This is a genomic window from Pseudomonas flavescens (genome assembly GCF_013408425.1).
Classification (GTDB): domain Bacteria; phylum Pseudomonadota; class Gammaproteobacteria; order Pseudomonadales; family Pseudomonadaceae; genus Aquipseudomonas; species Aquipseudomonas fulva_A.
In genome coordinates this window covers 3,058,358-3,080,884 of sequence record NZ_JACBYV010000001.1, presented here as the reverse complement: position 1 = coordinate 3,080,884, position 22,527 = coordinate 3,058,358, and the positions used below count along the sequence as shown (strand labels likewise).

The following is a 22,527-nucleotide window of genomic DNA, read 5'->3' as shown; positions in this document are numbered from 1 at the left end:
ACTTTCCAGAGAGCTTGCAGCACGCCGTGCTAGACGAAAGGCTTGTGCACCGATTTATCCACTTTCACGAACACTGCTGCCAGCAGCAACAGCACCGTGGCCACGGCCAGCACCGCGACGAAGGCGGTATCGAACGCCGAGCGCGCCAGGCTGGTCAGGGCGGCTGCCGCTTCCGGTGGCAGACGCTCGGCGATCAGCAGCGCTTCATCCAGGCTGTCGCGGGCCTGGGCTGGCACGGATAGCTCGGCAGGCACCACCAGCACGATGGTGTAGATCACCGACAGGATGCTGCCCAGCAAGGTAACCCCGATGGCGCCACCCAGTTCGAACGAGACCTCCTCCAGCGAGGCGGCCATGCCTGCCTGGTCGGCTGGCGCGCTGTGCATGATGGTGCTCGAGGCCGCCGTCATCGCTGCGCCGACTCCGAAACCCAGCACTACCAGGCTGGCGATCTGTGCGGCGCTTGGTGCGTTGTGCAGCAGCAGGTAGGCGAACATGCCCAGTGCCGAAGCCAGCAGTGCCCAGAGCATCACCCGTGGCCCACCAAAGCGCGGCAGGTAGTGCCCGACCAGTGGCCCTGCGAAGAACGAAGCCAGAGGCAGGGGCAAGATGAACAGGGCTGCCTGCAGTGGCGAAAGCCCCAGCACCAGTTGCAGGCGCTGGCTGAACACCAGCTCCATGCCGATCAGTGCAGCGGCCACCGTCAGCGCCGCCACCACCGCGGCGCTGAAGCCCGGATTGCGGAAAATGACGAAGTCGAGCATGGGCTGAGCGATGCGCCGCTGGCGCCAGATGAAGATGGCCATGAACAGTGCGCCGATCAGGAATGCGATCAGTGCTGCCTGCAGGGAGGGTTCACGTTTACCCAGTTCCTTGATCGCGTAAGCGATACCGATCAGGCCAGCCATCACCTGCAGCGAACCGATCAGGTCCCAGCGCCGTTCGGCATTGCCGGGCCGTGAGGGGATCAGAATCACCGCCAGCACCAGCGCCACCAGCACGATGGGCACGTTGATCAGGAACACCGAGCCCCACCAGAAATACTCCAGCAGTATCCCGCCGACCACCGGACCGAAGGCTGCACCGCCGGAAGCGACGGACGCCCAGATGCCGATGGCCATGGCCCGTTCGCGTTCGTCGGTGAAGGTCAGGCGCACGATGGACAGCGTGGCTGGCATCATCATCGCCGCACCCACCGCCAGCGCCGCCCGGGCGCCGATCAGGAAACCCGCCGAAGGCGAGAAGGCCGCGGCCAGGGAGGCCAGGCCGAACACGCACAGCCCCGCGACGAACAGGCGCTTGTGGCCCAGGCGGTCACCCAGGGTGCCAGCCCCGAGCAACAGCCCGGCCGCCACCAGTGAGTAGGCGTTGATGATCCACAGCTTTTCCGACGCGGTGGCCTGCAGGTCGTGGGTCAGGGTTGGCAGCGCGGTATACAACACCGTCATGTCGATGACGATCAGCAGCAGGGCGCTGGAAATGATCGCCAGAATCAGCCAGCGTTTCGGGGATTGCATGATTCACCTGTGTAAGGGCACGTCCGCCTGGGTCGGAACATTGTCGCCGCGGATAATGAATATTAAAATACGATCGTATTTTAACAGGAGATAACCCGCATGAGCAGGCCAGTGGTGATCGACCGCAACCGCATCCTCGACAGTGCCGAAACGCTGGTGCGCAGTGGTGGTATCGCGCGCCTCACCATCGGTGCAGTGGCCCAGGCGGCGGGCATCTCCAAGGGGGCCGTGCAGGGCGCTTTCGGCACCAAGGCCCAGCTTATCGACGCGATCTACCAGCGTTGGAGCGATGAGTACGACACGCAAGTGATCGAACTGACCGGTGAGCGACCCACTGCCAGCCAGGCGCTGCGCGCTCACCTCGATCTCACCCGGCGTACCGACGAGGCCGAAGCCGACCGCGCCGCGGGCCTGATGAGCGCCTTGCTCGGCAGCAATCAGCGCCAGGGCAGCGACGCCTGGTACCGCCAGCGCCTCGACCTGATCGACACCTCAACCCCTCAAGGTCGCAGAGCACGCCTGGCCTTCCTGGCGGCCGAAGGCGCCTTCATGCTGCGCTGCTTCGGTTTTTTGCAGATGCCCGATAGCGAGTGGCAAGCCATCTTCGAGGATGTGAGTACGCAGTTGCTGGAGGGCGACGACGAGCAGAAGCGCTGAGCGATCAGACCAATCAGGCCGCGATATCGGCGATCACCGTCAGACCGATCGCCGGCAAGCCGGCTCCTACAATGGCGATCGCCACGCTACGACCCACTCCGTAGGAGCCCGCTTGCGGGCGATATTCATAGGCCCCAGGCTGGGGGGCATTATTGCGAGCGTCCAATGTTCGAGCGCTTGCTGGCCGCCGCTGTACGACCCGTAGGAGCCCGCTTGCGGGCGATTCCTCTCAGGCCACCGCAGCGAACAGGGCGTGTGCCCGATCACCTGGCCGCAGCGGCCGGAATACGCTGCAGCACGTCATCGTAGGGCACCAGATCGAGGAATGCGGTGACTTCTACGGCCTTGCCGTTCTGCATGTGGAAGATCCATGCATAGCTGTTCTCATAGGCCTTGCCGTCGCTGGCAACGCCGGCGCCATCCCAGTTGATGATCACGTGATCGCCATCTGCCCAGACCTGTTTGCTGGTGGGCCTGACTGGCGTGGACAGTCGCGATACGAAGGGGCGAACGGCGCGTTCGACGAAATGCTCGCGCCCCTGGAAGACGCCAGCACTGGGGCCGGAACCCTTGATCGTCCACGTCACGTCGGGCGTCAGTACGTCGCTGAAAAAGGTCGTACCGCCCGCTGCCCAGCGGTCGAACGCCTCGCAGACGATCTGCTTGTTGCGTGTTTCGACGTCGTTTTCCACGCTCGCAGAGACAGCGCTCGAGCATAAAACGAGGCTGATCAGCAGACCGGAGGCCAGCATGGCAGGGCGGATGGGGGGCAGGGTCGTTGAGTGCATGGTGAGAGCTCCTCTGTCTCATCGTCGTCGTTGGGATGAGCCGATTGGTTCCATCCCGGTCGCAACGAGTCTGTCGCCATGACGACGTCTGCCCGTAGCCGCATCGTCCTGCTTCCTTGTACGATCGTCCGAGTTGATAGGGGCTGTTGACGTTTCACGCCGCAACCCGGCTCGTGCTGGAACGTCCACAGCCCCCAGCGTGCGTACACGCGGATTATGCAAGGAGGAGGCATGAGCCCTCTTGAAACGCTGATCGACATCATCAGTCGCCATATGCTGTGCGACGGCATGCAGCGCACGCCGATTCCGGGTGTCAGCCTGGTTCGTTCGGGTACACCGACGGTACCGATGCCCGTGGTCTATGAGCCGACCCTGTGCCTTATCGTGCAGGGGCGCAAACGCGTGATGCTGGGCACCACGGCTTATGTGTACGACGCTGCCAACTATCTGGTCGCGTCCGTGCACCTGCCGGTGTTCGGCGCGGTGATCGAGGCCAGTGAGCAGGTTCCCTATCTGTGTCTGGTGCTCGATCTGGACATGGCCGCCTTGAGCGATCTGGCGCTGCGCTACCCGTCTGCGGACAGCATCGAAGGCGTTCCCGCCGCGGGCATCGCACTCAACGATACCAGCCCCGAACTGCTGGATGCGGCGGCTCGGCTGGCCAGTCTGCTGGATAAACCGGGTGACATAGACGCGCTGACCCCGCTGGTGACGCGCGAGATGCTGTACCGGCTGCTGACCTGTAGTGGCAACGGCGTGATTCGACAAATGGCCCAGGCCGACAGTCGCCTGAACCAGATCGCCAAGGCCATCGTCTGGTTACGCAGCCATTACAGCGAGCCCTGCCGAATCGAAGAAATTGCCGATATCGCTGGCATGAGTCGCTCGACTTTCCATGCCCACTTCAAGGCTGTCACCGCGATGAGCCCGCTGGAGTTCCGTAGCCAGCTGCGGTTGCAGGAGGCACGCCGCTTGATGGTCGCCGAAGCGGTCGACGCGGCTGGCGCCGGATTCCGCGTGGGCTATGAAAGCCCGTCGCAGTTCAGCCGCCACTACGCCCGCATGTTCGGCCTACCGCCAGCCAAGGATGCTGTTCGCTTGCGCCGGGCGGCGGAACTGCCCGCGGATTGATCGACGGCAGCCAGCCAGCTGAGGCGTCCATAGGAGCCCGCTTGCGGGCGATTTTCTCGAACTGCCGATGCGGCGCGTAGCCCGCGGTCGAGCGCAGCAACTGCGAGAAGGCGATCTGGCTATCGCTTCGCGCTACCAAGGCCAGGGTGCTGCCAATCCAGGCACTCATTGGTGGCGGATTCTGCGTTGAATATCGCCACCGATCTTTCAAAATATTTCGGTCGGGAAATGGAGGTGAACTAACTTTCCGGCAGCGCGATCCTTTCCTATGCGCAGTCAGCGCGAGCCTGACGGGCCGGTGCATTCGTACCGAGCCTCGATCCAGTTTCGCTGAACGATAAGGAGCCGCCGTGACCGTTACCACCCACCCCGTCTATCGACGCACGCCAAGCCCGCTACACGCGATACTGCTTGCCGGAGCCGTACCCCTGTTTCTCGGCGCCTTGCTGAGCGACATCGCCTACTACAAGACCTTCCAGATCCAGTGGAGCAACTTCGCCGCCTGGCTTATCGCCGGTGGGTTGTTGTTCTCCGGTTTGGCGTTGCTGTTCGCGCTGGCCAATCTGATCCGCGCCGACCGCAAGGCCGGGCGCCCGGTCATGTACTTCCTGCTGTTGCTGATCACCTGGGTGCTCGGGCTGGTCAATGCCTTCGAGCACGCCAAGGACGCGTGGGCCATCATGCCGGCGAGTCTGGTGCTGTCGGTGATAGTGACCCTGTTGATCAGCATTACGGCGTGGATCGGTCTCAGCGGCCTGCGTTCGGGAGGTGCCGAATGAGAACTGCATGTTCACTGACTGTCCTGAGCATGGCGCTGTTGCTGAGTGCATGCGGCGGCGAAGCCGATAGCGCCATGGATCGTGGCCCGGATCCCAAACTGCCTGAACCACAACGTGGTCTGTTGCCGAGCATGAAGATCGCCGAACCGGCGGAGTGGGGCGATCAGAAACCGACCGTACCCGAGGGCTTCAGCGTCACGGCGATCGCCACCGACCTGCGCATTCCGCGGCAGACTCTGGTCCTGCCCAATGGCGATATCCTCGTCGCCGAAGGCCGCGGCGGCAACGCCGCGAAGCTCAAGCCCAAGGACGTGATCGCCGGTTACATCAAGGCCCAGGGCAACACCAAGGTCAAAGGTGGCAATCGCCTGACCCTGTTGCGTGACGCCGATGGCGACGGCACCTACGAGGTGCAGACGGTATTCGCCGAAAACCTCAATGCGCCTTACGGCCTGGCCTTCTTCGAGGGCAAGTTGTACGTCGCCAATCAGGATGCGCTGGTCAGTTTCGATTATGAAGATGGCCAGACCAAGGCGGGCGGCCCACCGACCAAGGTCACCGACCTGCCATCCGAGATCAATCACCACTGGACCAAGGCACTGACCATCAGCCCGGACGGGCGCTACCTGTACGTGGGCATCGGCTCCAACAGCAATATCGGCGAGCGCGGCATGGAAGTCGAAGCCGACCGCGCGCTGGTCTGGCAGGTCGACGCCGAGACGGGCGCTCACAAGCCTTATGCCACCGGCTTGCGCAACCCCACGGCACTGACCATTCAACCTGAAACCGGCCAGCTCTGGGCGGTGGTCAACGAGCGCGATGAACTGGGCCCCGACCTGGTGCCGGATTACCTGACCTCGGTGCGTGAAGGCGAGTTCTACGGCTGGCCTTATAGCTACTGGGGCCAGAACGCCGACACGCGGGTGAAACCGGACAAGCCGGAGAAAGTCGCCGCGGCGATCAAGCCGGACTACAGCCTGGGTTCCCACGTTGCCGCGCTGGGTGTCGACTTCTCCATTGCGGAGATGGGCGAGCAGTTCGCCAACGGCGTTTTCGTCGGTGAGCACGGCAGCTGGAACCGCGACAACCCGGTGGGCTACAAGGTGATCTTCGTGCCGTTCAATGACGGGCGTCCGGCGGGGGAGCCAATCGACTTCGCCACGGGCTTCCGCACCGACGAGGGCAAGACCCGCGGTCGGCCGGTGGGTGTCACCGTCGACCCGAAAGGCGCACTGATCATCGCCGACGACCTGGCCAATACCATCTGGCGCGTGACGCGTAATCAGTAAGTCGTGAACCCCGGGGCGGGCAAGCCGTCCCGGGGTGTTCCCATGCACGCGGTTCGCGACCCAGACACTTCGTGTTGAACGGTGGATTGCCCGCCGCAGAGCATGCCTTGCTGGGCAAGGTCGGCGTCGAGTCGCTGTCCGCTCTGTCTTCATCCCTTCGCTGCACTTGCAGACAACCCGAAAAGTAGCCGTCAACGCATGGCTCGCGCGGCTGTCCATTCCTTTCAGAATTGTAATTTCCCCATCACCTTGCCGTTAGCTCCCGGGCGGAAGATAGCGTTTGGCCAACGTTTCACGAACTACAAAAGTGCCACCTATCTATAAGAAAACTGCCTTAACGTCTGGAGCAACCATGAAGAAAAAAGCCGCACTGTCGCTTGCCGTCATGTCAGCGATCGTTGGAAGCAATTGTGCAATTGCGGATGAGCGGAAGGAGGGGTTCATCGAAGGCAGTAGTTTGAGCATCCTCAACCGTAATTTCTATTTCAACCGTGATCACCGCAACGGCGATACCGCGCCGGGTGGTGCCGGTTATTCCGAGGCTTGGGCACACGGCATCATTGGCAAGTTCGAGTCCGGGTTCACCGAGGGCACCGTGGGTTTTGGCGTCGATGCCTTCGCCATGCTCGGCATCAAGCTCGACACCGGCGGCGGCCGCAATGGTGGGCGCAGCTCGTTCGATGTTCTGCCGGTGGATCGTGCAGGAGAGGCCCGCGACGACTACAGCAAGGTCGGTGGCGCACTGAAGGCGCGGGCATTCGACACCACGGTGAACGTCGGCGATGTATTTCCCGCCACACCCGTCGTTCATTACGGTGATTCGCGACTGTTACCCGAGTCTTTCCGCGGCGTCACCTTCGTCAATAACAGCCTGGATGGACTGACCCTGCAGGGTGGTCGTCTGCACTCGATGAGCCAGCCGGTGTCGAGCAACATGCGTGACAACTTCGTGACCTTTTACGCTGGCGGCGTGGATTCGCCGTGGGCCGGCTACTTCGGTGGTGATTACAGCCTCAATGAAAACGTCAGCTTCAGCGCTTACAGCAGTCGGCTCAAAGACGCCTGGGATCAGTACTACGTGGGCACGTCGCTGCGCTATCCGATCAGCGATGACGTGGCACTGATCGGTGGCTTCAATTACTACAAGGCGGTGGACGAAGGCTCCCGGCAACTGGGTCAATTCAACAACAGCATCTGGAGCGGCAAGCTTGGCGTGCAGTTCGGTGCTCACACACTGGCGCTGACGCACCAGCGCAACAACGGTGACGACGACTTCGATTACCTGCGCCAGTCCGACTCCATCTACCTCGACAACTCGATCCAGTACAGCGACTTCAACTCGCCCAAGGAAAAGTCCTGGATGCTCCGTTACGACCTCAGCATGGCGCCCTACGGCGTGCCAGGTCTGTCGTTCATGGCGCGTTACGGCAAGGGTACGGACGCCGACTACACCAATGCCAACAGCGTCTACATGCGCCGGGATGCAGATGGCAATCCGTTGACCGACCAGAAACGATGGGAGAGGGACTTCGAAGCCAAATACATCGTGCAGACCGGATCACTCAAGGATATGAGCTTGCGTATTCGTCAGGCCAATACACGGGCGACCCAGTTCGAGTCGGATCTTGATGAAGTTCGCTTGATCGTCGAATACCCACTTAGCGTTCTCTGACGGCGAACTCTGCAACTAACGGGACATGATGGTTGGTGACAGGATTGTAATGTGCCTACCACGCTCTCGTTATCTTCGGTGGATATAGTCATTGCATGTCTCTTACCGCGTTCGGAACGTTTCGAACGCTTACCCCATTCACCTTTGAAGCATTCGTGCTCCTTTGGAAGAGGTGAATCCTGGCGCCCTTGGTGGGCGCCTTTTTTATGCGTGGTCGGTAACGCTGGAGCGCCACTTTCCTGTTCAGGGCCCAGCGAATCGCAGGCAATAAAAAGCCGCCTGGGGAGGCGGCTTCGCTATGCGGCACGGCTGAGTCATCGCTGGTTGACGCATTGTCCTTGCATCGTATAACGCACGGAATGCAGCGTTCCTTGGGAGTCTTCGTAACTCATGATCTTCTTGAAGTTGCCGCAGGTGCTGATGTCCTTGGTCGTGTGCACCAGCTTGGCCACGTCGATTTTCATGCCATAGGCATAGTCACGAATCAGCGGGGCGGGCTTGCCCGTGCTCGCCGCATATTCCTGCATGGTCACGGTACTTTCGTTCTGGTACTTCTCGTTGAGTTTCTCGACGGACACTTTGGCCTGAGCGAAAGATGCACCGCCCAGTAGTACAAAGGCAACCAGATACTTGCTGACGTTCATAACTGCACTCCTCTTTAAATGTGCAGTCATTATCGGTTGTCGATACTATCGCCAGCGTGGCGTCACCATTACATTGTTGACAGAAATCCTCCCGGTGAAACGTAGGCGATGAACAGGACGTTCTAGTGCGCAAAGGTCAGCCGGAAGAGCGTCGTTCCTCCAACGGTGGAATCCACACTGACACTGCCGTGGTGCAGGCTCATGATCGAGCGCACGATGGACAGCCCCAGCCCGGTACCGCCATCTGCACGGCAGCGGCTGGCATCGACGCGATAGAAACGTTCGAAGATATGCGGCAGGTGCTGCTGCGCGATACCGCTGCCGGGGTTGCGGATGGACAGTATCGTCGAGCCTTCCCGCTCTTCGATGCTCAGGTCGATGCTATTGCCTGTCGGTGTGTGCCTGATCGCGTTGGACAGCAGGTTGGAAATGGCGCGCTGGATCATCAGGCGGTCACCGCGCACCTCGCCGGCGCCTTCGATGGCCAGGGTTATGTGCTTTTCTTCTGCTGCCATCTGGAACAGATCGACAACCCGGCTCACTTCATCGCCCAGGCTGATCGCTTCGAATTTCACCAGCGCAGCCGGGTGGCTGACGTGGGCGATGAACAGCATGTCGGAAACGATGCGAGTGACTCTTTCGAGCTCTTCGATACTGCTTTCGAGAACCGCCTTGTACTCTTCCTGAGTTCGTTGCCTGGACAGCGACACCTGGGCCTTGCCCATCAGGTTCGAGATGGGCGAGCGCAGTTCGTGCGCGAGGTCGTCGGAGAACTGCGAGAGCTGTTGAACGCCACCATCGAGGCGATGAAGCATGAAATTGATGCCTTCGGCCAATTCGCCCAGCTCTTTGGGAAGACGTTCCACCGGTATGCGGTGGGTCAGGTCCTGCGTGGATACCAGTGAGGCTATCTTGCCAAAGCGCTTCAGCGGTTTGAGCCCACGCTGCACCACCCACCACGCACCGGCCCCGATGAACAGAAGCACGAACGGCAGTGCCGCCAGGGTCGACTTGAAGTAGGCGCTGAGCAGGTCTTCGTCGCTGGTTCGGTCCATGGCGAGGCGGACGATGATCTTTTCGCCATCGACAAGGCGCATCGCCGTCGTGGCGATGAGGATGTTGTGGTCGCGGCTATCGGTGCTTTTTTCGTAGCTGATCGTGCCCAGTGCGATGTCACTGGCAGGCGAGGCGGCGGGCAGATCGTTGATGCTGAGCAGCTCGCGTACCTGGGCGCCCGATTCATAGATGGTCAGGCGCAGGTTGTCGTGGCCGAGCACCAGGTCGAGCAGTTCGTGTGGCTGGTCCTTCAGGTCGCGTGTGGTCAGCTTGTCTTCGGCGAGCCTGTGCTCCATCTGGCTGAGCTTGCCGCGCAGGCTCTCGGTCGCCAGTGAAGACAGCTCGTGGGTCAGTGCGAAGTAGGCCAGTATGGTCAGCAGTACCACCAGCGCGGCCCCCATGAACACCACCGAGAGGCCGAGGCGCATGGACAGGCTGGCGGGCTTCAAGGGCGTTCCTCGAGTACGTAGCCAACGCCTCTGAGGGTGTGGATCAGCTTGTGGTCGAACGGGTCGTCGATCTTGGCGCGCAGGCGTCGAATGGAGACTTCGACCACGTTGGTGTCGCAGTCGAAGTTCATGTCCCACACCAGTGAGATGATTTGCGTACGTGAGAGCACTTCACCCGAGCGGCGCATCAGCAGGTGAAGTAATGCGAACTCCTTGGTCGTCAGGTCGATTCGCTGAGCACCACGGAACGCCCGGTGCCGGCCCGGGTCCAGCTCGAGATCGGCCACCTTCAAGACGTCTGGTACCGGCGCGTGCTCCGTGCGCCGCAGCAGTGACCTGACCCTGGCCAGCAGCTCGGGAAACTCGAACGGCTTCACCAGATAGTCGTCCGCGCCAAGGTCCAGCCCTTTGATCTTGTCGGCCAGCCTGCCGCGGGCCGTGAGCATGATGACCCGTGTGCTGGTGCTGCGCCTGATGTTCTCGAGCACTCCCCAGCCGTCCATTTCCGGCAGGTTCACATCGAGTATTACCAGATCATAGATATGTTGTTTGACCAGATGTAATCCATCGATACCTGTTGCAGCTCTATCTACCACATAACCGCTTTCGCTGAGGCCCTGATGGAGATATTCGGCAGTTTTTGGCTCATCCTCGATAATTAGGATTCGCATAGTGAGTTACCTGAAGAGATTGATTCGGGGGTTGTTCTGGACGTTATTCTTGGGGGACGAAATCCTGTGACGAATCAAGAAAGTCTAAACCCTGTAGTCACTTCAGGGTAAAGGCTCTTGGCCGCTATTTACGGGGGCTGTGGCAACCTGACGCAGCCCTTTGACGGCACCGACCCGTTCGTGAGTACGTTGGGTTCGCGAGGGACCGAGCGACCTGTGCGCTTGCCGGCAGGATTATTTGGCGAGGCGATCTTAATGCAAAAGTTTTTGCCGAAAGAGTGGATTACATATTTGTAATGCTGCGGTCACCTTGACGATAAGTGCGCCTAATTAGATTTAGCCCCAATCACTACTTCGAATAATCATCGGTCGTTTGGCTGCCCCATTGCGGCACCGATACCGTATTGATTGAGGGCTTAACAATTGTTTGCCAATCCAGGTTTGTTTGGATGCCCACGAGGCATGACGCTGGTGCTCGCTGCGACGGCTTTTCTATGGGTGGGGCAGGCCAATGCCCGTGCAGCGGCTCTGACGCTGCCTGAAGCGCTGCGGCTTTCCCAGCAGAACAACCCCACGCTGGCGGCTGCCGGGTGGGAGCTGGATATCAGCGAGGCCGAGCGCAGGCAGGCAGGCTTGCTGCCCAACCCGCAGTTGTCGTGGGAGGTTGAAGACACCCGCAGCGATACGCGGACCACCACCGTGCAACTGACTCAGCCCATCGAGCTGGGTGGCAAGCGCGGCGCACGTGTCGAGCTCGCCGAGCGTGGCATGGATGTCGCGGCCGTCACGGTGGAGCAAAGTCGCAATGCACTGAGGGCGGACGTCATCCAGGCTTTTTACGGCGCGCTGCAGGCCGGTATGCGTGTCGAACTGGCCAATGAGTCCCGTGAAGTTGCGCAACGCGCGCTCGGCATTGCGCAGGGCAGGGTCAAGGCTGGCAAGGTTTCACCAATAGAGCTGACGCGTGCTCGGGTGCAACTTGCCGAGCTGCAGTTGGAGTCCAGCCGAGCCACCCGTGATCAGGGCATCGCCAAGGCTCGTCTGCGCCTCGTTCTGGGCGAGGAGCAGGTTGCCGACACGCTTCGGTTGCAAGGTGATGCGACCCGTATCCCGGAGCTGCCACCGGTTGCCCGTTTGCTGTCGGCACTTGCCAGCAGTGCCGAGTTGCGTTCTGCGAAGCTTGCCATCGAACAACAGGAGGCTTCTTTCGCGCTGGAAAGAACACAGCGCATCCCTGATCTGGATGTCAGCCTTGGCAGCCAGTACAGCGCTGCGGACCGCGAGCGTGTGAACCTGGTTGGGCTGTCCATGCCCCTGCCGCTCTTCAATCGCAATCAGGGAAATATCCTGGCGGCGGCGCGTCGTGCGGATCAGAGCCGTGATCAGCGCAATGCCACCGAGCTGCGGCTGCGCAACGAAGTCGCGACTTCAGCTGACCAGTGGCTGATGGCCAAAGAGGAAATCCGTTCCTTCGAATCGATGATTCTGCCCTCGGCCCAGAGCGCCGTCGAAAGCACTGCCCGTGGTTTCGAGATGGGCAAGTTCGGCTTCCTCGATGTGCTCGACGCGCAGCGCACCTTGATCCAGTCCCGTGCGCAATACATCCAGGCGTTGTCTGCGGCCACCGAGTCGTGGGTGCAGCTCGAACGCATCCTCGGTGACGTCACCGCTGTCGAGTGAGCCTCGGCACTCATCACCCAGGTTTCCATTTTCAGAGTCGCCATGGGCCGCCTACCGCTTTGCTAGGTGCCTGGCTTATCCATTCGGGAGTATTCATGAGTAAGAAATTGGCCTTGGCGATCAGCCTCGCCCTCGGGATTGGCGTGGCCGCTGGCGGCGCCTGGTACCTGAATGAACCCGCGGCCGACCACGCGAGCGAGGAGGCCGCCAGTCACGCCGAAGAGGGGCATGCGGACAGCGAGAGCGGGCATGGTGATGAGGCCGTCGGGCCCAACGGTGGTGAAATTCACACCCGGGGTGCCTTCAGCCTGGAGTTGGTGGCTCCCGAGAGCGAGGACGGTTCGAAGCCGATTTCCATTTACCTGTCGAAAGATGGCAAGCCCATTGCGCCGTCAACCGATACCTCCGTCACCCTTGAAGCGAAGCGTGCCTCGGGCGAGCGCGTCACCCTCGTATTCGCGCCGCAGGAGGCAGCGTTCGTCAGCCGCGTCGGCATCGCTGAACCGCATTTCTTCGACGCGCAAATCATCGTGCGAAGTGCGGGGCAATCCCTCGAATTCGCCTATTCGAAAACCGAGGGGCTGCTCGAGCTGACTGAGCAGCAGATTCGCGTTGCCGGTATCCAGAGCGAGAAATCGCAACCGCGGGTCATCGACTCCACCGCTCGGCTGCCCGGGGAGATTCGCTTCGACGAGGATCGTACCGCCCATGTGGTACCCCGCATTGCCGGCGTGGTTGAAAGCGTACCCGTCAATCTGGGCGACATGGTCCGCAAGGGCCAGACACTGGCGGTAATCGCCAGCCAGCAGATTTCCGATCAGCGCAGCGAGCTCGCCGCAGCACAGCGCCGCAGCGAGTTGGCCAGAACCACCCTCGACCGCGAGAAGCAGCTATGGAAGGACGGCATCTCCGCCGAGCAGGACTATCTGCAGGCACGCCAGCTTTCGCAGGAGGCGGATATCGCGCTCGGCAATGCCAGGCAGAAGATGAACGCGCTGGGTGGGCAGGGAGCGTTATCCCAGGGTAATCGCTACGAGCTGCGTGCACCGTTCGACGGCACCGTCGTGGAGAAGCATTTCGTGCTGGGCGAGGTGGTCGATGCATCGAGCAACGCCTTCACGCTCACCGATCTGAATCATGTGTGGGCCACGTTCAACGTCGCGCCAAAGGACCTGGCGGCCATTCAGGTCGGCAAGCAGGTTCAGGTGCTGTCACCTGAGCTGCAGACCCAAGTTCAGGGCAGTATTTCCTATATCGGCAGCCTGCTGGGCGAGCAGACGCGCACCGCGACCGCCCGTGCGGTTCTGACCAACCCCGATGGTGCCTGGCGGCCTGGCTTGCCCGTCGCCATCGAGGTGGCGACCGCATCCCGTGAGGTTGCCGTCACCATTCCTGCAACTGCCGTGCAGCGTATCGATGAGCAGCCTCAGGTGTTCGTCAGGGTCGACAACGGATTCGTCGCTCAGCCGGTAAGGCTGGGCGTGGCCAGCGATGGTTTCGTAGAAGTCACGCAGGGTTTGAGTGCCGGCGTCGAGGTTGCCGCGCAAGGCAGCTTCATCCTCAAGTCCGAGCTTGGCAAAGGCTCCGCAGACCACGCCCACTGACGGCTACCAGCGAGAAATCTCATGTTCGAGCGTATCATCCAGTTCGCTATCGAGCAGCGCTTCGTCGTGCTGCTTTTCGTACTCGCAATGGCAGGTATCGGGATCGCCAGCTATCAGAAGCTGCCGATCGATGCCGTCCCCGATATCACCAACGTCCAGGTGCAGATCAACACCGCTGCAGCAGGCTTTTCGCCACAGGAAACCGAACAGCGTGTGACCTTTCCCATCGAAACCGCGATGGCAGGTCTGCCGCAACTGATACAGACACGTTCTCTGTCGCGCTCCGGGTTTTCCCAGGTCACGGTGATTTTCGAAGACGGTACGGACCTGTACTTCGCCAGGCAACTGGTCAACGAACGCCTGCAGATGGCCCGCGCGCAACTTCCCGTCAACGCGGAAACGGCCATGGGGCCGATTTCCACAGGGCTGGGGGAGATCTTTCTGTGGACCGTCGAAGCCCAGCCCGGCGCCACCAAGGAGGACGGTAGCGCCTACACCGCCACCGATCTGCGCGTCATCCAGGACTGGATCATCAAGCCGCAATTGCGCAACGTGCCCGGCGTTGCGGAGATCAACACCATCGGCGGTTTCGCCAAGGAGTTTCAGGTCGCCCCGGATCCCAGGCGACTGGCTGCCTACCGGCTGACCCTGAGCGACCTGATCACTGCGCTCGAACGCAACAATGCCAACGTGGGCGCGGGTTTCATCGAGCGTAACGGCGAACAGCTGGTGGTTCGCGCACCGGGGCAGGTATCGGACGAGAAAGACATCGCCAACATCATCGTTTCGAACGCCGGTGGCACGCCGATTCGCGTCAGTGATGTGGCGCAGGTGCAGATCGGCCGTGAACTGCGCACCGGCGCCGCAACCGAGAACGGCCGTGAGGTGGTCCTCGGCACCGTGTTCATGCTGATCGGCGAGAACAGTCGCAGCGTGTCTCAGGCCGTATCGGCCAAGCTGGTGGAGATCAACCGCTCGCTGCCGAAAGGGGTGGTGGCCGTCGCCGTGTATGACCGAACCAACCTGGTCGACAAGGCCATCGCCACCGTCAAGAAGAACCTCATCGAAGGGGCGATTCTGGTCATCGCGGTGCTGTTCCTCTTCCTGGGCAATATCCGTGCGGCGATCATCACCGCGATGGTGATTCCGCTGTCGATGCTGTTCACCTTCACCGGGATGTTCGCCAACAACGTCAGCGCCAACCTCATGAGCCTGGGGGCGCTGGACTTCGGCATCATCGTCGATGGTGCGGTGGTGATCGTGGAAAACTCGATCCGCCGGCTGGCCCATGCCCAGCAGCACCACGGTCGCATGCTGACCCGCGCCGAGCGATTCCGCGAGGTGTTCGCGGCGTCCAGAGAGGCCAGGCGTCCGCTGATCTTCGGTCAGTTGATCATCATGGTCGTTTACCTGCCGATCTTTGCCCTCACCGGGGTCGAGGGCAAGATGTTCCACCCCATGGCGTTCACGGTGGTGATTGCGCTGCTGGGGGCGATGATCCTTTCCGTGACCTTCGTGCCCGCCGCCATTGCCCTGTTCATCACCGGCAAGGTGAAGGAAGAGGAAGGCGTGGTCATGCGCTCGGCCCGCCGCGCCTACCAGCCGGTTCTGGCCTGGGTGATGAGCCATCGTACCCCGGTGTTCGCAGCCGCTCTGGTGGTGGTCGCGCTGTCCGCTCTGGTCGCCACGCGCATGGGCAGCGAGTTCGTGCCCAGCCTGAGCGAGGGCGACTTCGCACTGCAGGCGCTGCGGGTACCCGGAACCAGCCTGACGCAATCCGTGGAAATGCAGCGCCGCCTGGAAACCGCGCTGATGGAAAACATGCCGGAGATCGAGCGCGTGTTCGCCCGAACCGGCACCGCGGAAATCGCCGCCGACCCGATGCCGCCGAATATTTCCGACGCTTACGTGATGCTCAAGCCTAAAGAACAGTGGCCGGATCCGGACAAGTCACGCGAAGCCCTCATCGCCGATCTGCAGCGTGTCAGTGCCACGGTGGCCGGGAGCAACTACGAGCTGTCGCAACCGATTCAACTGCGCTTCAACGAGCTCATTTCCGGCGTGAGGAGCGACGTGGCGGTCAAGGTGTTTGGTGACGACATGGACGTGCTCAACAAGACGGCTGGCGAAATCTCCGAGGTGCTGGAATCGATCAGCGGTGCTTCCGAGGTCAAGGTCGAGCAGACGTCCGGCTTGCCGATGCTGACCATCAACGTCGACCGCGAAAAGGTCGCGCGCTACGGCCTGAACATCGGCGACGTGCAGGACACCATCGCCTTCGCGGTAGGTGGGCAGCAGGCCGGTACCGTGTTCGAGGGCGACCGGCGCTTCGCTATCGTGGTGCGTCTTGCGGATCAACTGCGTACCGATGTGGAGGGCCTGTCACGTCTGCCCATCCCCATTGCGCCGCGCCCTGGCAGTGCCGCGGATCAGATCGAGTTCATTACCCTGGCGGATGTCGCCAGCCTCGATCTGGTGCTGGGGCCCAATCAGGTCAGTCGTGAAAACGGCAAGCGCCTGGTCGTGGTCAGTGCCAACGTCCGTGGTCGCGATCTGGGCTCGTTCGTGGAGGAAGCCGGGCAACGTATCGAGCAAGGGGTGCAGATACCCACGGGCTACTGGACGACCTGGGGCGGTCAGTTCGAGCAGCTGCAATCAGCGGCCAAGCGGCTGCAGATCGTGGTGCCGGTGGCGTTGCTACTGGTCTTGACCTTGCTGTTTATGATGTTCAACAACCTCAGGGATGGCCTGGTGGTATTCACCGGCATTCCCTTCGCGCTGACGGGCGGCGTGCTGGCGCTGTGGTTACGGGATATTCCCCTGTCGATCTCTGCCGGCGTGGGGTTCATCGCATTGTCCGGCGTGGCCGTTCTCAACGGCCTGGTGATGATCGCCTTCATCCGTAGCCTGCGCGAAGAGGGGCGGCCGTTATCCGCGGCGATCACCGAGGGTGCCCTGACACGCCTGCGACCCGTGCTGATGACCGCCCTGGTCGCCTCGCTGGGGTTCGTGCCCATGGCATTGGCCACCGGTACGGGGGCCGAAGTTCAACGGCCATTGGCGACCGTGGTGATCGGCGGAATTCTCTCCTCCACCGCACTGACCCTGCTGGTGCTGCCTGCGCTCTATCAGTGGCTGCACCGCCGAGACGAGGACGAGCAAGTCGTAGCGCAGAGCGCCCGGTAACCCCTGCTGGCGGCACAGGGCTGGAGCTGTGGAGAAGGCCCTGAACCGCCCTCGTGGCTTTCCCGCCGGGCGCACGCGAAGGGAGACTTACGGCGCATGTCGATTTACTGTGGCGGCGTCAGACAGCGCAGCGGCAGGGGAGTCGAGCCATGGGCACGGATACGAACGGTCGAGACTGGGTGCTGCGCAGCCACGTGCCGGGGCGGGTGGAGCGCATCGAGGCCTATTTCAGCGGCCATGGGTACGACCCGCATCGCCACGACGCCTACGCCATTGGCCGCACGCTATCCGGCGTGCAGAGTTTTCGTTATCGGCGGGCCATGCGTCATAGCCTTCCTGGCGGCACGCTGGTCTTGCATCCGGACGAGCTGCACGACGGCATGGCGGGCACCGCGGACGGTTTTCGCTACCGCATGCTCTATATCGAGCCGCTGCTGATCCAGCAGGTGCTGGGCGGCAAGCCGCTGCCCTTCATCGCTGGCGGGCTTAGCGATGACCCGCGCCTGCGCCGGGCCACCGAGTCGTTCATGCAGGCGATGGATCATCCTCTCGAATCGCTGGAGGAAGACGATGCCATCCATGACCTCGCTCGCGCACTGGATGCGGTCGCCGGCACGAGTCGAGGGCGGCGCACCGTCGACTATCGCGCTGCGCAGCGGGCGAGGGAGTACATCCATAGCCGTAATGGCGCGAGCATCACCCTGGACGAGCTGGAGCATGTCAGCGGGCGCGAGCGCTGGAGTCTTTCCCGGGATTTTCGCGCGCTGTTCGGCACCAGCCCCTACCGTTACGTGACGATGCGGCGGCTGGATCGTTGCCGTGAGCTGGCATTGGCGGGTATCGGCCTGGCCGACGCGGCGCTGATCGCCGGCTTTTTCGACCAGAGCCACATGACGCGTCATTTCGTCAGAAGCTTTGGCCTGTCCCCGGCTCGCTGGCTGAGCATGGTGAGGTTGCAGGATCGTACAAGATAGCGCTCCGGCGCCTCGCTAGAGTGGTGAAAACCAACCGAGGAGCCGCCCATGTCCAGCCAGAATCCGTCGTCGAAACGCCCCGTCAACCTGGAGCAGAAATTGGCCCTGATCCAGGATCAGTGGTCACCCAGAGTGGTCGCGGAAATGAACGACTACCAGTTCAAGGTCGTGCGCCTGCAGGGCGATTTCATCTGGCATGCCCATGCCGAAACGGACGAAGCCTTTTTCGTCCTCGATGGGCAGTTGCGACTCGATTTCCGTGATGGCCAGGTAACGCTTGGCAGCGGCGAGCTGTACGTGGTGCCCAAGGGTGTGGAGCACAAGCCTTACGCCGAGCATGAGGTGAAGCTGATGCTTATCGAGCCGCGGGGTGTGCTGAATACCGGAGAGCAGGGCGGCGAACGTACGGCGATGAACGATCTGTGGATCTGACGGTTGGGCCGGTGTTCATTGCGAACGCCGGCCTTTGATCACTGCGTCAGGTGCCGCTTTTCACCTTGGTCCAGATTCGCGTGCGGATGCGGTCGATGTTCAGCGGCATGGCTTCTAGGGCGTAGAGCTTTTCCATGACGTCATCGGGCGGGTAGACGGTGCTGTCGGCCTTGAGCGCCGGGTCGACCAGCGCGTCGGCCTTGCTGTTGCCGTTGGCGTAGTGCACGTAGTCACTGATGCCGGCGATCACCTTGGGCTCCAGCAGATAGTTCATGAAGGCGTAGGCGGCCTTTTCGTTGGGCGCGTCCTTGGGGATGGCGACCATGTCGAACCACATCGGCGCACCTTCCTTGGGAATCACGTAGGCGATGTCGACGCCATTGCCGGCCTCCTTGGCGCGGGCGCTGGCCTGCATGATGTCGCCGGAGAAACCCACCGCCATGCAGACGTCGCCATTGGCCAGCTCACCGACGTATTTGGAAGAGTGGAAGTAGGCGACGTTCTCTCGCATTTCCATCAGCAGCGCTTCGGCCTTCTTGTAGTCCTCGGCCTTCTGGCTGTGGTGCGGCAGGCCCAGGTAGTGCAGGGCGATGGGCAGCATTTCCGGGCCGTTGTCGAGAATCGCCACACCGCAGGTGCTCAGCTTGGCCATCAGCTCGGGCTTGAAGATCAGGTCCCAGGAATCGAGCGGCACGTCGTCGCCGAGTACGGCCTTGACCTTCTCGACGTTGTAGCCGATGCCGGTGCTGCCCCACAGGTAGGGGAAGCCGTGCTGGTTGCCCGGGTCGTTGCCTTCCAGCGCCTTGAGTAGCGTCGGGTTGAGGTTCTGCCAATTGGGCAACTGGCTCTTGTCCAGCTGCTTGAGCGCGCCACCCTGAATCTGCCGGGCCATGAAGTGGTTTGAGGGGAAGACCACGTCATAGCCGGAGCGGCCGGCCATCAGCTTGGCGTCGAGGGTTTCGTTGCTGTCGTAGACATCGTAGTGGGGCGTTACGCCACTGGCCTGCTGGAAGTCTTTCAGGGTGTCGGGGGCGATGTAGTCCGTCCAGTTGTAGATGCGTACGTCCTGCGCTGCCTGGCTGACCGAGGCGACGAGCATGAGCGGGATGAGCGATTTCAGCATGGGAGACCTCAACGATTGTTGTCGATGTTTTGGAGGCAGCAGTCAGGACCTGTTCAAAGTCTGCTGCGCGTCGGCACTGCTGCGTTAAAAACAGGCTCAGAATGCTCATTTACAGCGCGTAAACTGCGCTTCTTCGCCTGTTTTTGCCTTGCATTGCTCTAGCTCGCGAAACTTTGAATAGATCCTCAGAAAATCAGTACATAGGTTTTACGCAGCGTTTCTTGTATGTCCCACACGCCAGTGGTGTTGGCCGGCAACATCAGCGCGTCGCCGGCCTTGATCTCGATGGGCTCGCCCACGTCGGGGATGAAGGTGCAGCGCCCGGCGATGAAGTGGCAGAACTCCTGTTGCACGATCTGCCGACGCCAGCGGCCGGGCGTGCATTCCCAGATGCCGGTTTCCACGCCGTCGTCGCGCTCCACGCAGGTCACCGAAGTGACGGCGGCGGGCTCGCTGAGCGGGACCGCGACCGGGTTGTGTTGGTCGAGTGCGACGCTGTCGGTATTACGAAAGTGGGTGATGGTCATGGCTTGCAACCTGAGTGGCAGATGAGGGTGTTCACTTCATGAAGCCTTCCATCAGGCTGGCCACGCGCTGCGCCATGTAGCGCTGCCACGGGCGGCTGGATGGGTCGGCCAGCAGTTTGTCTTCGCGCACGAAGCTGCGGATGATGGCGTTGTAGCCGAGCCAGCGGCAGGGCTCCGGCTCCCAGCGCGGCAAGTCCTGCACACGGGTGTCGTGGCGTACCCAGGGCTGACGGGTGAGCAGGCTGTCGTTGCCGAGGATCAGATCGGCCAGGGTGCGTCCGCCGAGGTTGCTGGCGCCCACGCCTTCGCCGCCGTAGCCTCCGGAAAGGGCGATGCCGTTGCCACGGTCGCAGAGCATGTGCGGATGGAAGCGCCGGGCCATGCCCAGGTTGCCGCCCCAGGCGTGGGTGATGCGCACATTGCGCAGTTGCGGAAACAGTTCGCTGAACAGGTAGCGGCGCAGGCCGCGCTCCTCGTCACTGAGGTTGAAATCGCTGCGCAAGCGACTGCCGAAGCGATAGCCGCCGCGCGCGCCGAAGATCAGCCGGTCATCCATGCTGCGCTGGCCGTAGGTGACCTGGCGGCTGGTTTCGCAGAAGGCCTGGCCGCGTTCCAGGCCGATCTCCGCCCAGATCGAGGCGGGCAGTGGTTCGCTGGCGACGATCAGGCTCTGCACCGGGATCTGATGGCGGCCGAGTGGCGGCAGGTTGGCGGCGTAGCCTTCCACGGCAGGCACCACCCAGTCTGCGCGCACTTCGCCCGCTGCGCAGCGCACGCTTCCGGCCTGCCAGCTCAGGGCCGGCGTGCCTTCGTAAATGCTCACGCCCAGCGCTTCCACGCAGCGGGCCAGGCCGCGCACCAGCCGGGCCGGCTGAATGGTCGCGCAGTGGGGCGTGTAGAGCGCGCCATAGGCGCCGGGGATACGCAGTTGCTGGGCGAGTTCTTCAGCGGGCAGCCAGCGGTAGTCGTCGTCACCCAGGCCTTCTTCGCGATAGCCGCGCAGGTACTCGCGCAGACGCAGTTCCTGCTCCGGGTAACGGGCCGCGCAGTACAGCACGCCGCCCTTGCGGTAATCACAGTCGATGCCTTCGCGCTGCAGCACCTGGCCGACTTCATCGGGAATGCCATGCAGCAGGTCGTAGGATTCACGGCGGGCCTGCGGCGACAGGCCCGACAGCAGGCGATCCTCGCCAAGCAGGTTGCCCATCAGCCAGCCGCCGTTGCGACCGGATGCACCGAAGCCGGCGATCTTCGCTTCGAGGATGACGATGCGCAGCTCGGGAGCCTGGCGCTTGAGGTAGTAGGCCGTCCACAGCCCGGTGTAGCCCGCGCCGATGATGGCGACATCGGCCTGGACATCGCCTTGCAGCGATGGGCGCGGTGTCAGCGGCTCATCCAGTTGATCCATCCACAGGCTGATGTTGCGCCAGTCGTTCATGCACCGCTTCCACGCAGAATGTATGCAGCAAGACTAGAAGCCCGATCAGGCGTTGTCTTGCGCGCGTACCCGCGCGTAGAGGTCTTTCAGGTAGGCCTTGGGTGACAGGCCGGTGTGGCGGCGAAAGGTGCTGTAGAAGGCGGTCAGGGAATTGAAGCCGGCTTCGAAGGCCAGCTCGTCCATGCGCCGCAGGTCATTGCCTGCCTGCAGGCGTTGCAGCAGGTGCTGCAGGCGCGCCTGGTTGACGTAGCGGTAGAAGCTCTGGCCGAGCACCTGGTTGAGCAGGTAGGAAATCTGGTTGCGACTGTAGCCGGTGGCAGTGGCCACCTGTTGCAGGCTCAGGGCCGGGTCGAGAAAGGGCTGCCGGCGCTGGAAGTAGTCCTGCAGGTCCTGCGCCATGAAGCCCAGCTGGCGGGTCGACAGCCCCAGCTTGCTGATCGCCGCGCTGGTCTGGATCGGAGGGCGCGTGTCCTGACCTTCATGCACCAGCGAGGCGTATTCGTTGACCCGCCAGATCAGCCCGTCGCGCACGGTGATGGCCTCGGCGGTGCGAAACGACACCAGGCCCTCGCCGCCATGCAGCGTGGTGCGGTACTGGATGAATGCGGTATGGCCGTCGATGCGGATGCGGTCGGTGTGTTCCAGGGCTTCGTCCGGGTGGCGCGGCATTGTGCTGAGCACGTAGTCGCGCAGTTCGGCCAGGCCCATGCTGCGGTTGAGGAAGAAGTCGTTGTACTCGACCTCCGGGTGATAGAGCGCCATCACCGCATCCAGATCGCGGTACTTCCAGCTGTAGTGGTAGCGCAGCACGGTTTCGCGGGTGCGTTCGGTCTGGGCGGGGTCGTCGGGGATATCTGGCATGCCGGGTTCGTCCAGGGGGCAGAGGGCAGCTTGCCCGAGTCAGGGGGTG

19 protein-coding genes are annotated in these 22,527 nt (G+C 62.1%); 10 read left to right on the top strand and 9 right to left on the bottom strand.

The genetic code is table 11. From position 1 onward, the window contains the following. Window positions 1-29: 29 nt before the first annotated feature. Window positions 30-1,517, bottom strand: a complete 1,488-nt coding sequence (locus FHR27_RS13810; RefSeq protein WP_179538838.1) for an MFS transporter — start codon at window positions 1,515-1,517, stop codon at window positions 30-32. Between the two features lie 99 nt (window positions 1,518-1,616). Between FHR27_RS13810 and FHR27_RS13805 the strand changes: the two genes are divergently transcribed. After that, the gene (locus FHR27_RS13805; RefSeq protein ID WP_042554552.1) at window positions 1,617-2,174 is read left to right on the top strand and encodes a TetR/AcrR family transcriptional regulator; all 558 of its coding nucleotides are present in this window, start codon (window positions 1,617-1,619) and stop codon (window positions 2,172-2,174) included. Between the two features lie 263 nt (window positions 2,175-2,437). Here the strand turns inward: FHR27_RS13805 and FHR27_RS13800 are convergent, their stop codons facing one another. After that, window positions 2,438-2,962: a nuclear transport factor 2 family protein gene (locus tag FHR27_RS13800; protein WP_179538837.1), complete on the bottom strand. Its 525-nt coding sequence runs from the start codon at window positions 2,960-2,962 to the stop codon at window positions 2,438-2,440. 231 nt (window positions 2,963-3,193) lie between these two features. Here FHR27_RS13800 and FHR27_RS13795 point away from each other — a divergent pair, with 231 nt between their 5' ends. From FHR27_RS13795 to FHR27_RS13780, 4 genes are all read left to right on the top strand, one after another. After that, window positions 3,194-4,093, top strand: coding sequence for an AraC family transcriptional regulator (locus FHR27_RS13795; protein WP_179538836.1), 900 nt, complete (start codon window positions 3,194-3,196; stop codon window positions 4,091-4,093). Window positions 4,094-4,443: 350 nt separating this feature from the next. After that, complete coding sequence (locus FHR27_RS13790; RefSeq protein ID WP_179538835.1) at window positions 4,444-4,872, top strand: DUF2231 domain-containing protein; 429 nt, start codon at window positions 4,444-4,446, stop codon at window positions 4,870-4,872. Next, window positions 4,869-6,161 carry a PQQ-dependent sugar dehydrogenase gene (locus FHR27_RS13785; RefSeq protein WP_042554548.1) on the top strand — a complete coding sequence of 431 codons (1,293 nt, stop codon included), beginning with the start codon at window positions 4,869-4,871 and terminating at the stop codon, window positions 6,159-6,161. Before FHR27_RS13790 ends, FHR27_RS13785 begins: the two co-directional genes overlap by 4 nt. A 385-nt stretch (window positions 6,162-6,546) precedes the next feature. Continuing rightward, window positions 6,547-7,833, top strand: coding sequence for an OprD family porin (locus tag FHR27_RS13780; RefSeq protein WP_373565154.1), 1,287 nt, complete (start codon window positions 6,547-6,549; stop codon window positions 7,831-7,833). Between the two features lie 314 nt (window positions 7,834-8,147). On the opposite strand, the gene FHR27_RS13775 is transcribed toward FHR27_RS13780, so the two are convergent. The 3 genes from FHR27_RS13775 to FHR27_RS13765 all read right to left on the bottom strand — a co-directional run bounded on the left by FHR27_RS13775 (window position 8,148) and on the right by FHR27_RS13765 (window position 10,653). Beyond that, window positions 8,148-8,477, bottom strand: coding sequence for a DUF2790 domain-containing protein (locus tag FHR27_RS13775; protein ID WP_179538833.1), 330 nt, complete (start codon window positions 8,475-8,477; stop codon window positions 8,148-8,150). A 122-nt stretch (window positions 8,478-8,599) separates the two neighbouring features. Then, entirely contained in the window at window positions 8,600-9,982 is a 1,383-nt protein-coding gene (locus tag FHR27_RS13770; protein WP_257026899.1) for a heavy metal sensor histidine kinase, read from the bottom strand. Then, complete coding sequence (locus FHR27_RS13765; RefSeq protein WP_042554528.1) at window positions 9,979-10,653, bottom strand: heavy metal response regulator transcription factor; 675 nt, start codon at window positions 10,651-10,653, stop codon at window positions 9,979-9,981. Before FHR27_RS13765 ends, FHR27_RS13770 begins: the two co-directional genes overlap by 4 nt. A 462-nt stretch (window positions 10,654-11,115) precedes the next feature. Between FHR27_RS13765 and FHR27_RS13760 the strand changes: the two genes are divergently transcribed. The 5 genes from FHR27_RS13760 to FHR27_RS13740 all read left to right on the top strand — a co-directional run bounded on the left by FHR27_RS13760 (window position 11,116) and on the right by FHR27_RS13740 (window position 18,529). After that, the gene (locus FHR27_RS13760) at window positions 11,116-12,333 is read left to right on the top strand and encodes a TolC family protein (protein WP_179538832.1); all 1,218 of its coding nucleotides are present in this window, start codon (window positions 11,116-11,118) and stop codon (window positions 12,331-12,333) included. Window positions 12,334-12,857: 524 nt separating this feature from the next. Next, window positions 12,858-13,937, top strand: coding sequence for an efflux RND transporter periplasmic adaptor subunit (locus tag FHR27_RS13755; RefSeq protein ID WP_264650105.1), 1,080 nt, complete (start codon window positions 12,858-12,860; stop codon window positions 13,935-13,937). A 21-nt stretch (window positions 13,938-13,958) separates the two neighbouring features. After that, window positions 13,959-17,123, top strand: a complete 3,165-nt coding sequence (locus FHR27_RS13750; RefSeq protein WP_179538830.1) for a CusA/CzcA family heavy metal efflux RND transporter — start codon at window positions 13,959-13,961, stop codon at window positions 17,121-17,123. A 149-nt stretch (window positions 17,124-17,272) separates the two neighbouring features. Then, window positions 17,273-18,097 (top strand): AraC family transcriptional regulator, encoded by an 825-nt coding sequence (locus tag FHR27_RS13745; RefSeq protein ID WP_042554531.1) that lies wholly within the window; start codon window positions 17,273-17,275, stop codon window positions 18,095-18,097. A 48-nt stretch (window positions 18,098-18,145) separates the two neighbouring features. Then, window positions 18,146-18,529: a cupin domain-containing protein gene (locus FHR27_RS13740; RefSeq protein ID WP_042554532.1), complete on the top strand. Its 384-nt coding sequence runs from the start codon at window positions 18,146-18,148 to the stop codon at window positions 18,527-18,529. 46 nt (window positions 18,530-18,575) lie between these two features. Here the strand turns inward: FHR27_RS13740 and FHR27_RS13735 are convergent, their stop codons facing one another. The 4 genes from FHR27_RS13735 to FHR27_RS13720 all read right to left on the bottom strand — a co-directional run bounded on the left by FHR27_RS13735 (window position 18,576) and on the right by FHR27_RS13720 (window position 22,478). Then, window positions 18,576-19,652, bottom strand: a complete 1,077-nt coding sequence (locus tag FHR27_RS13735; RefSeq protein ID WP_179538829.1) for a polyamine ABC transporter substrate-binding protein — start codon at window positions 19,650-19,652, stop codon at window positions 18,576-18,578. Window positions 19,653-19,837: 185 nt separating this feature from the next. Next, a complete protein-coding gene (locus tag FHR27_RS13730; RefSeq protein WP_179538828.1) occupies window positions 19,838-20,179 on the bottom strand; it encodes a cupin domain-containing protein in 342 nt (113 codons plus the stop codon). Between the two features lie 31 nt (window positions 20,180-20,210). Beyond that, window positions 20,211-21,617 carry an NAD(P)/FAD-dependent oxidoreductase gene (locus FHR27_RS13725; protein WP_179538827.1) on the bottom strand — a complete coding sequence of 469 codons (1,407 nt, stop codon included), beginning with the start codon at window positions 21,615-21,617 and terminating at the stop codon, window positions 20,211-20,213. A 45-nt stretch (window positions 21,618-21,662) separates the two neighbouring features. Further along, window positions 21,663-22,478, bottom strand: coding sequence for an AraC family transcriptional regulator (locus FHR27_RS13720; RefSeq protein WP_042554535.1), 816 nt, complete (start codon window positions 22,476-22,478; stop codon window positions 21,663-21,665). Between the last annotated feature and the right edge of the window lie 49 nt (window positions 22,479-22,527).

Excerpts from the sequence above, each read along its gene's own strand:
- FHR27_RS13810 (WP_179538838.1), bottom strand. The coding sequence starts at position 1,517 with ATGCAATCCCCGAAACGCTGGCTGATTCTGGCGATCATTTCCAGCGCC.
- FHR27_RS13805 (WP_042554552.1), top strand. The coding sequence starts at position 1,617 with ATGAGCAGGCCAGTGGTGATCGACCGCAACCGCATCCTCGACAGTGCC.
- FHR27_RS13800 (WP_179538837.1), bottom strand. The coding sequence starts at position 2,962 with ATGCACTCAACGACCCTGCCCCCCATCCGCCCTGCCATGCTGGCCTCC.
- FHR27_RS13795 (WP_179538836.1), top strand. The coding sequence starts at position 3,194 with ATGAGCCCTCTTGAAACGCTGATCGACATCATCAGTCGCCATATGCTG.
- FHR27_RS13785 (WP_042554548.1), top strand. The coding sequence starts at position 4,869 with ATGAGAACTGCATGTTCACTGACTGTCCTGAGCATGGCGCTGTTGCTG.
- FHR27_RS13780 (WP_373565154.1), top strand. The coding sequence starts at position 6,547 with ATGTCAGCGATCGTTGGAAGCAATTGTGCAATTGCGGATGAGCGGAAG.
- FHR27_RS13775 (WP_179538833.1), bottom strand. The coding sequence starts at position 8,477 with ATGAACGTCAGCAAGTATCTGGTTGCCTTTGTACTACTGGGCGGTGCA.
- FHR27_RS13765 (WP_042554528.1), bottom strand. The coding sequence starts at position 10,653 with ATGCGAATCCTAATTATCGAGGATGAGCCAAAAACTGCCGAATATCTC.
- FHR27_RS13760 (WP_179538832.1), top strand. The coding sequence starts at position 11,116 with ATGACGCTGGTGCTCGCTGCGACGGCTTTTCTATGGGTGGGGCAGGCC.
- FHR27_RS13750 (WP_179538830.1), top strand. The coding sequence starts at position 13,959 with ATGTTCGAGCGTATCATCCAGTTCGCTATCGAGCAGCGCTTCGTCGTG.
- FHR27_RS13745 (WP_042554531.1), top strand. The coding sequence starts at position 17,273 with ATGGGCACGGATACGAACGGTCGAGACTGGGTGCTGCGCAGCCACGTG.
- FHR27_RS13740 (WP_042554532.1), top strand. The coding sequence starts at position 18,146 with ATGTCCAGCCAGAATCCGTCGTCGAAACGCCCCGTCAACCTGGAGCAG.
- FHR27_RS13735 (WP_179538829.1), bottom strand. The coding sequence starts at position 19,652 with ATGCTGAAATCGCTCATCCCGCTCATGCTCGTCGCCTCGGTCAGCCAG.
- FHR27_RS13730 (WP_179538828.1), bottom strand. The coding sequence starts at position 20,179 with ATGACCATCACCCACTTTCGTAATACCGACAGCGTCGCACTCGACCAA.
- FHR27_RS13725 (WP_179538827.1), bottom strand. The coding sequence starts at position 21,617 with ATGAACGACTGGCGCAACATCAGCCTGTGGATGGATCAACTGGATGAG.
- FHR27_RS13720 (WP_042554535.1), bottom strand. The coding sequence starts at position 22,478 with ATGCCAGATATCCCCGACGACCCCGCCCAGACCGAACGCACCCGCGAA.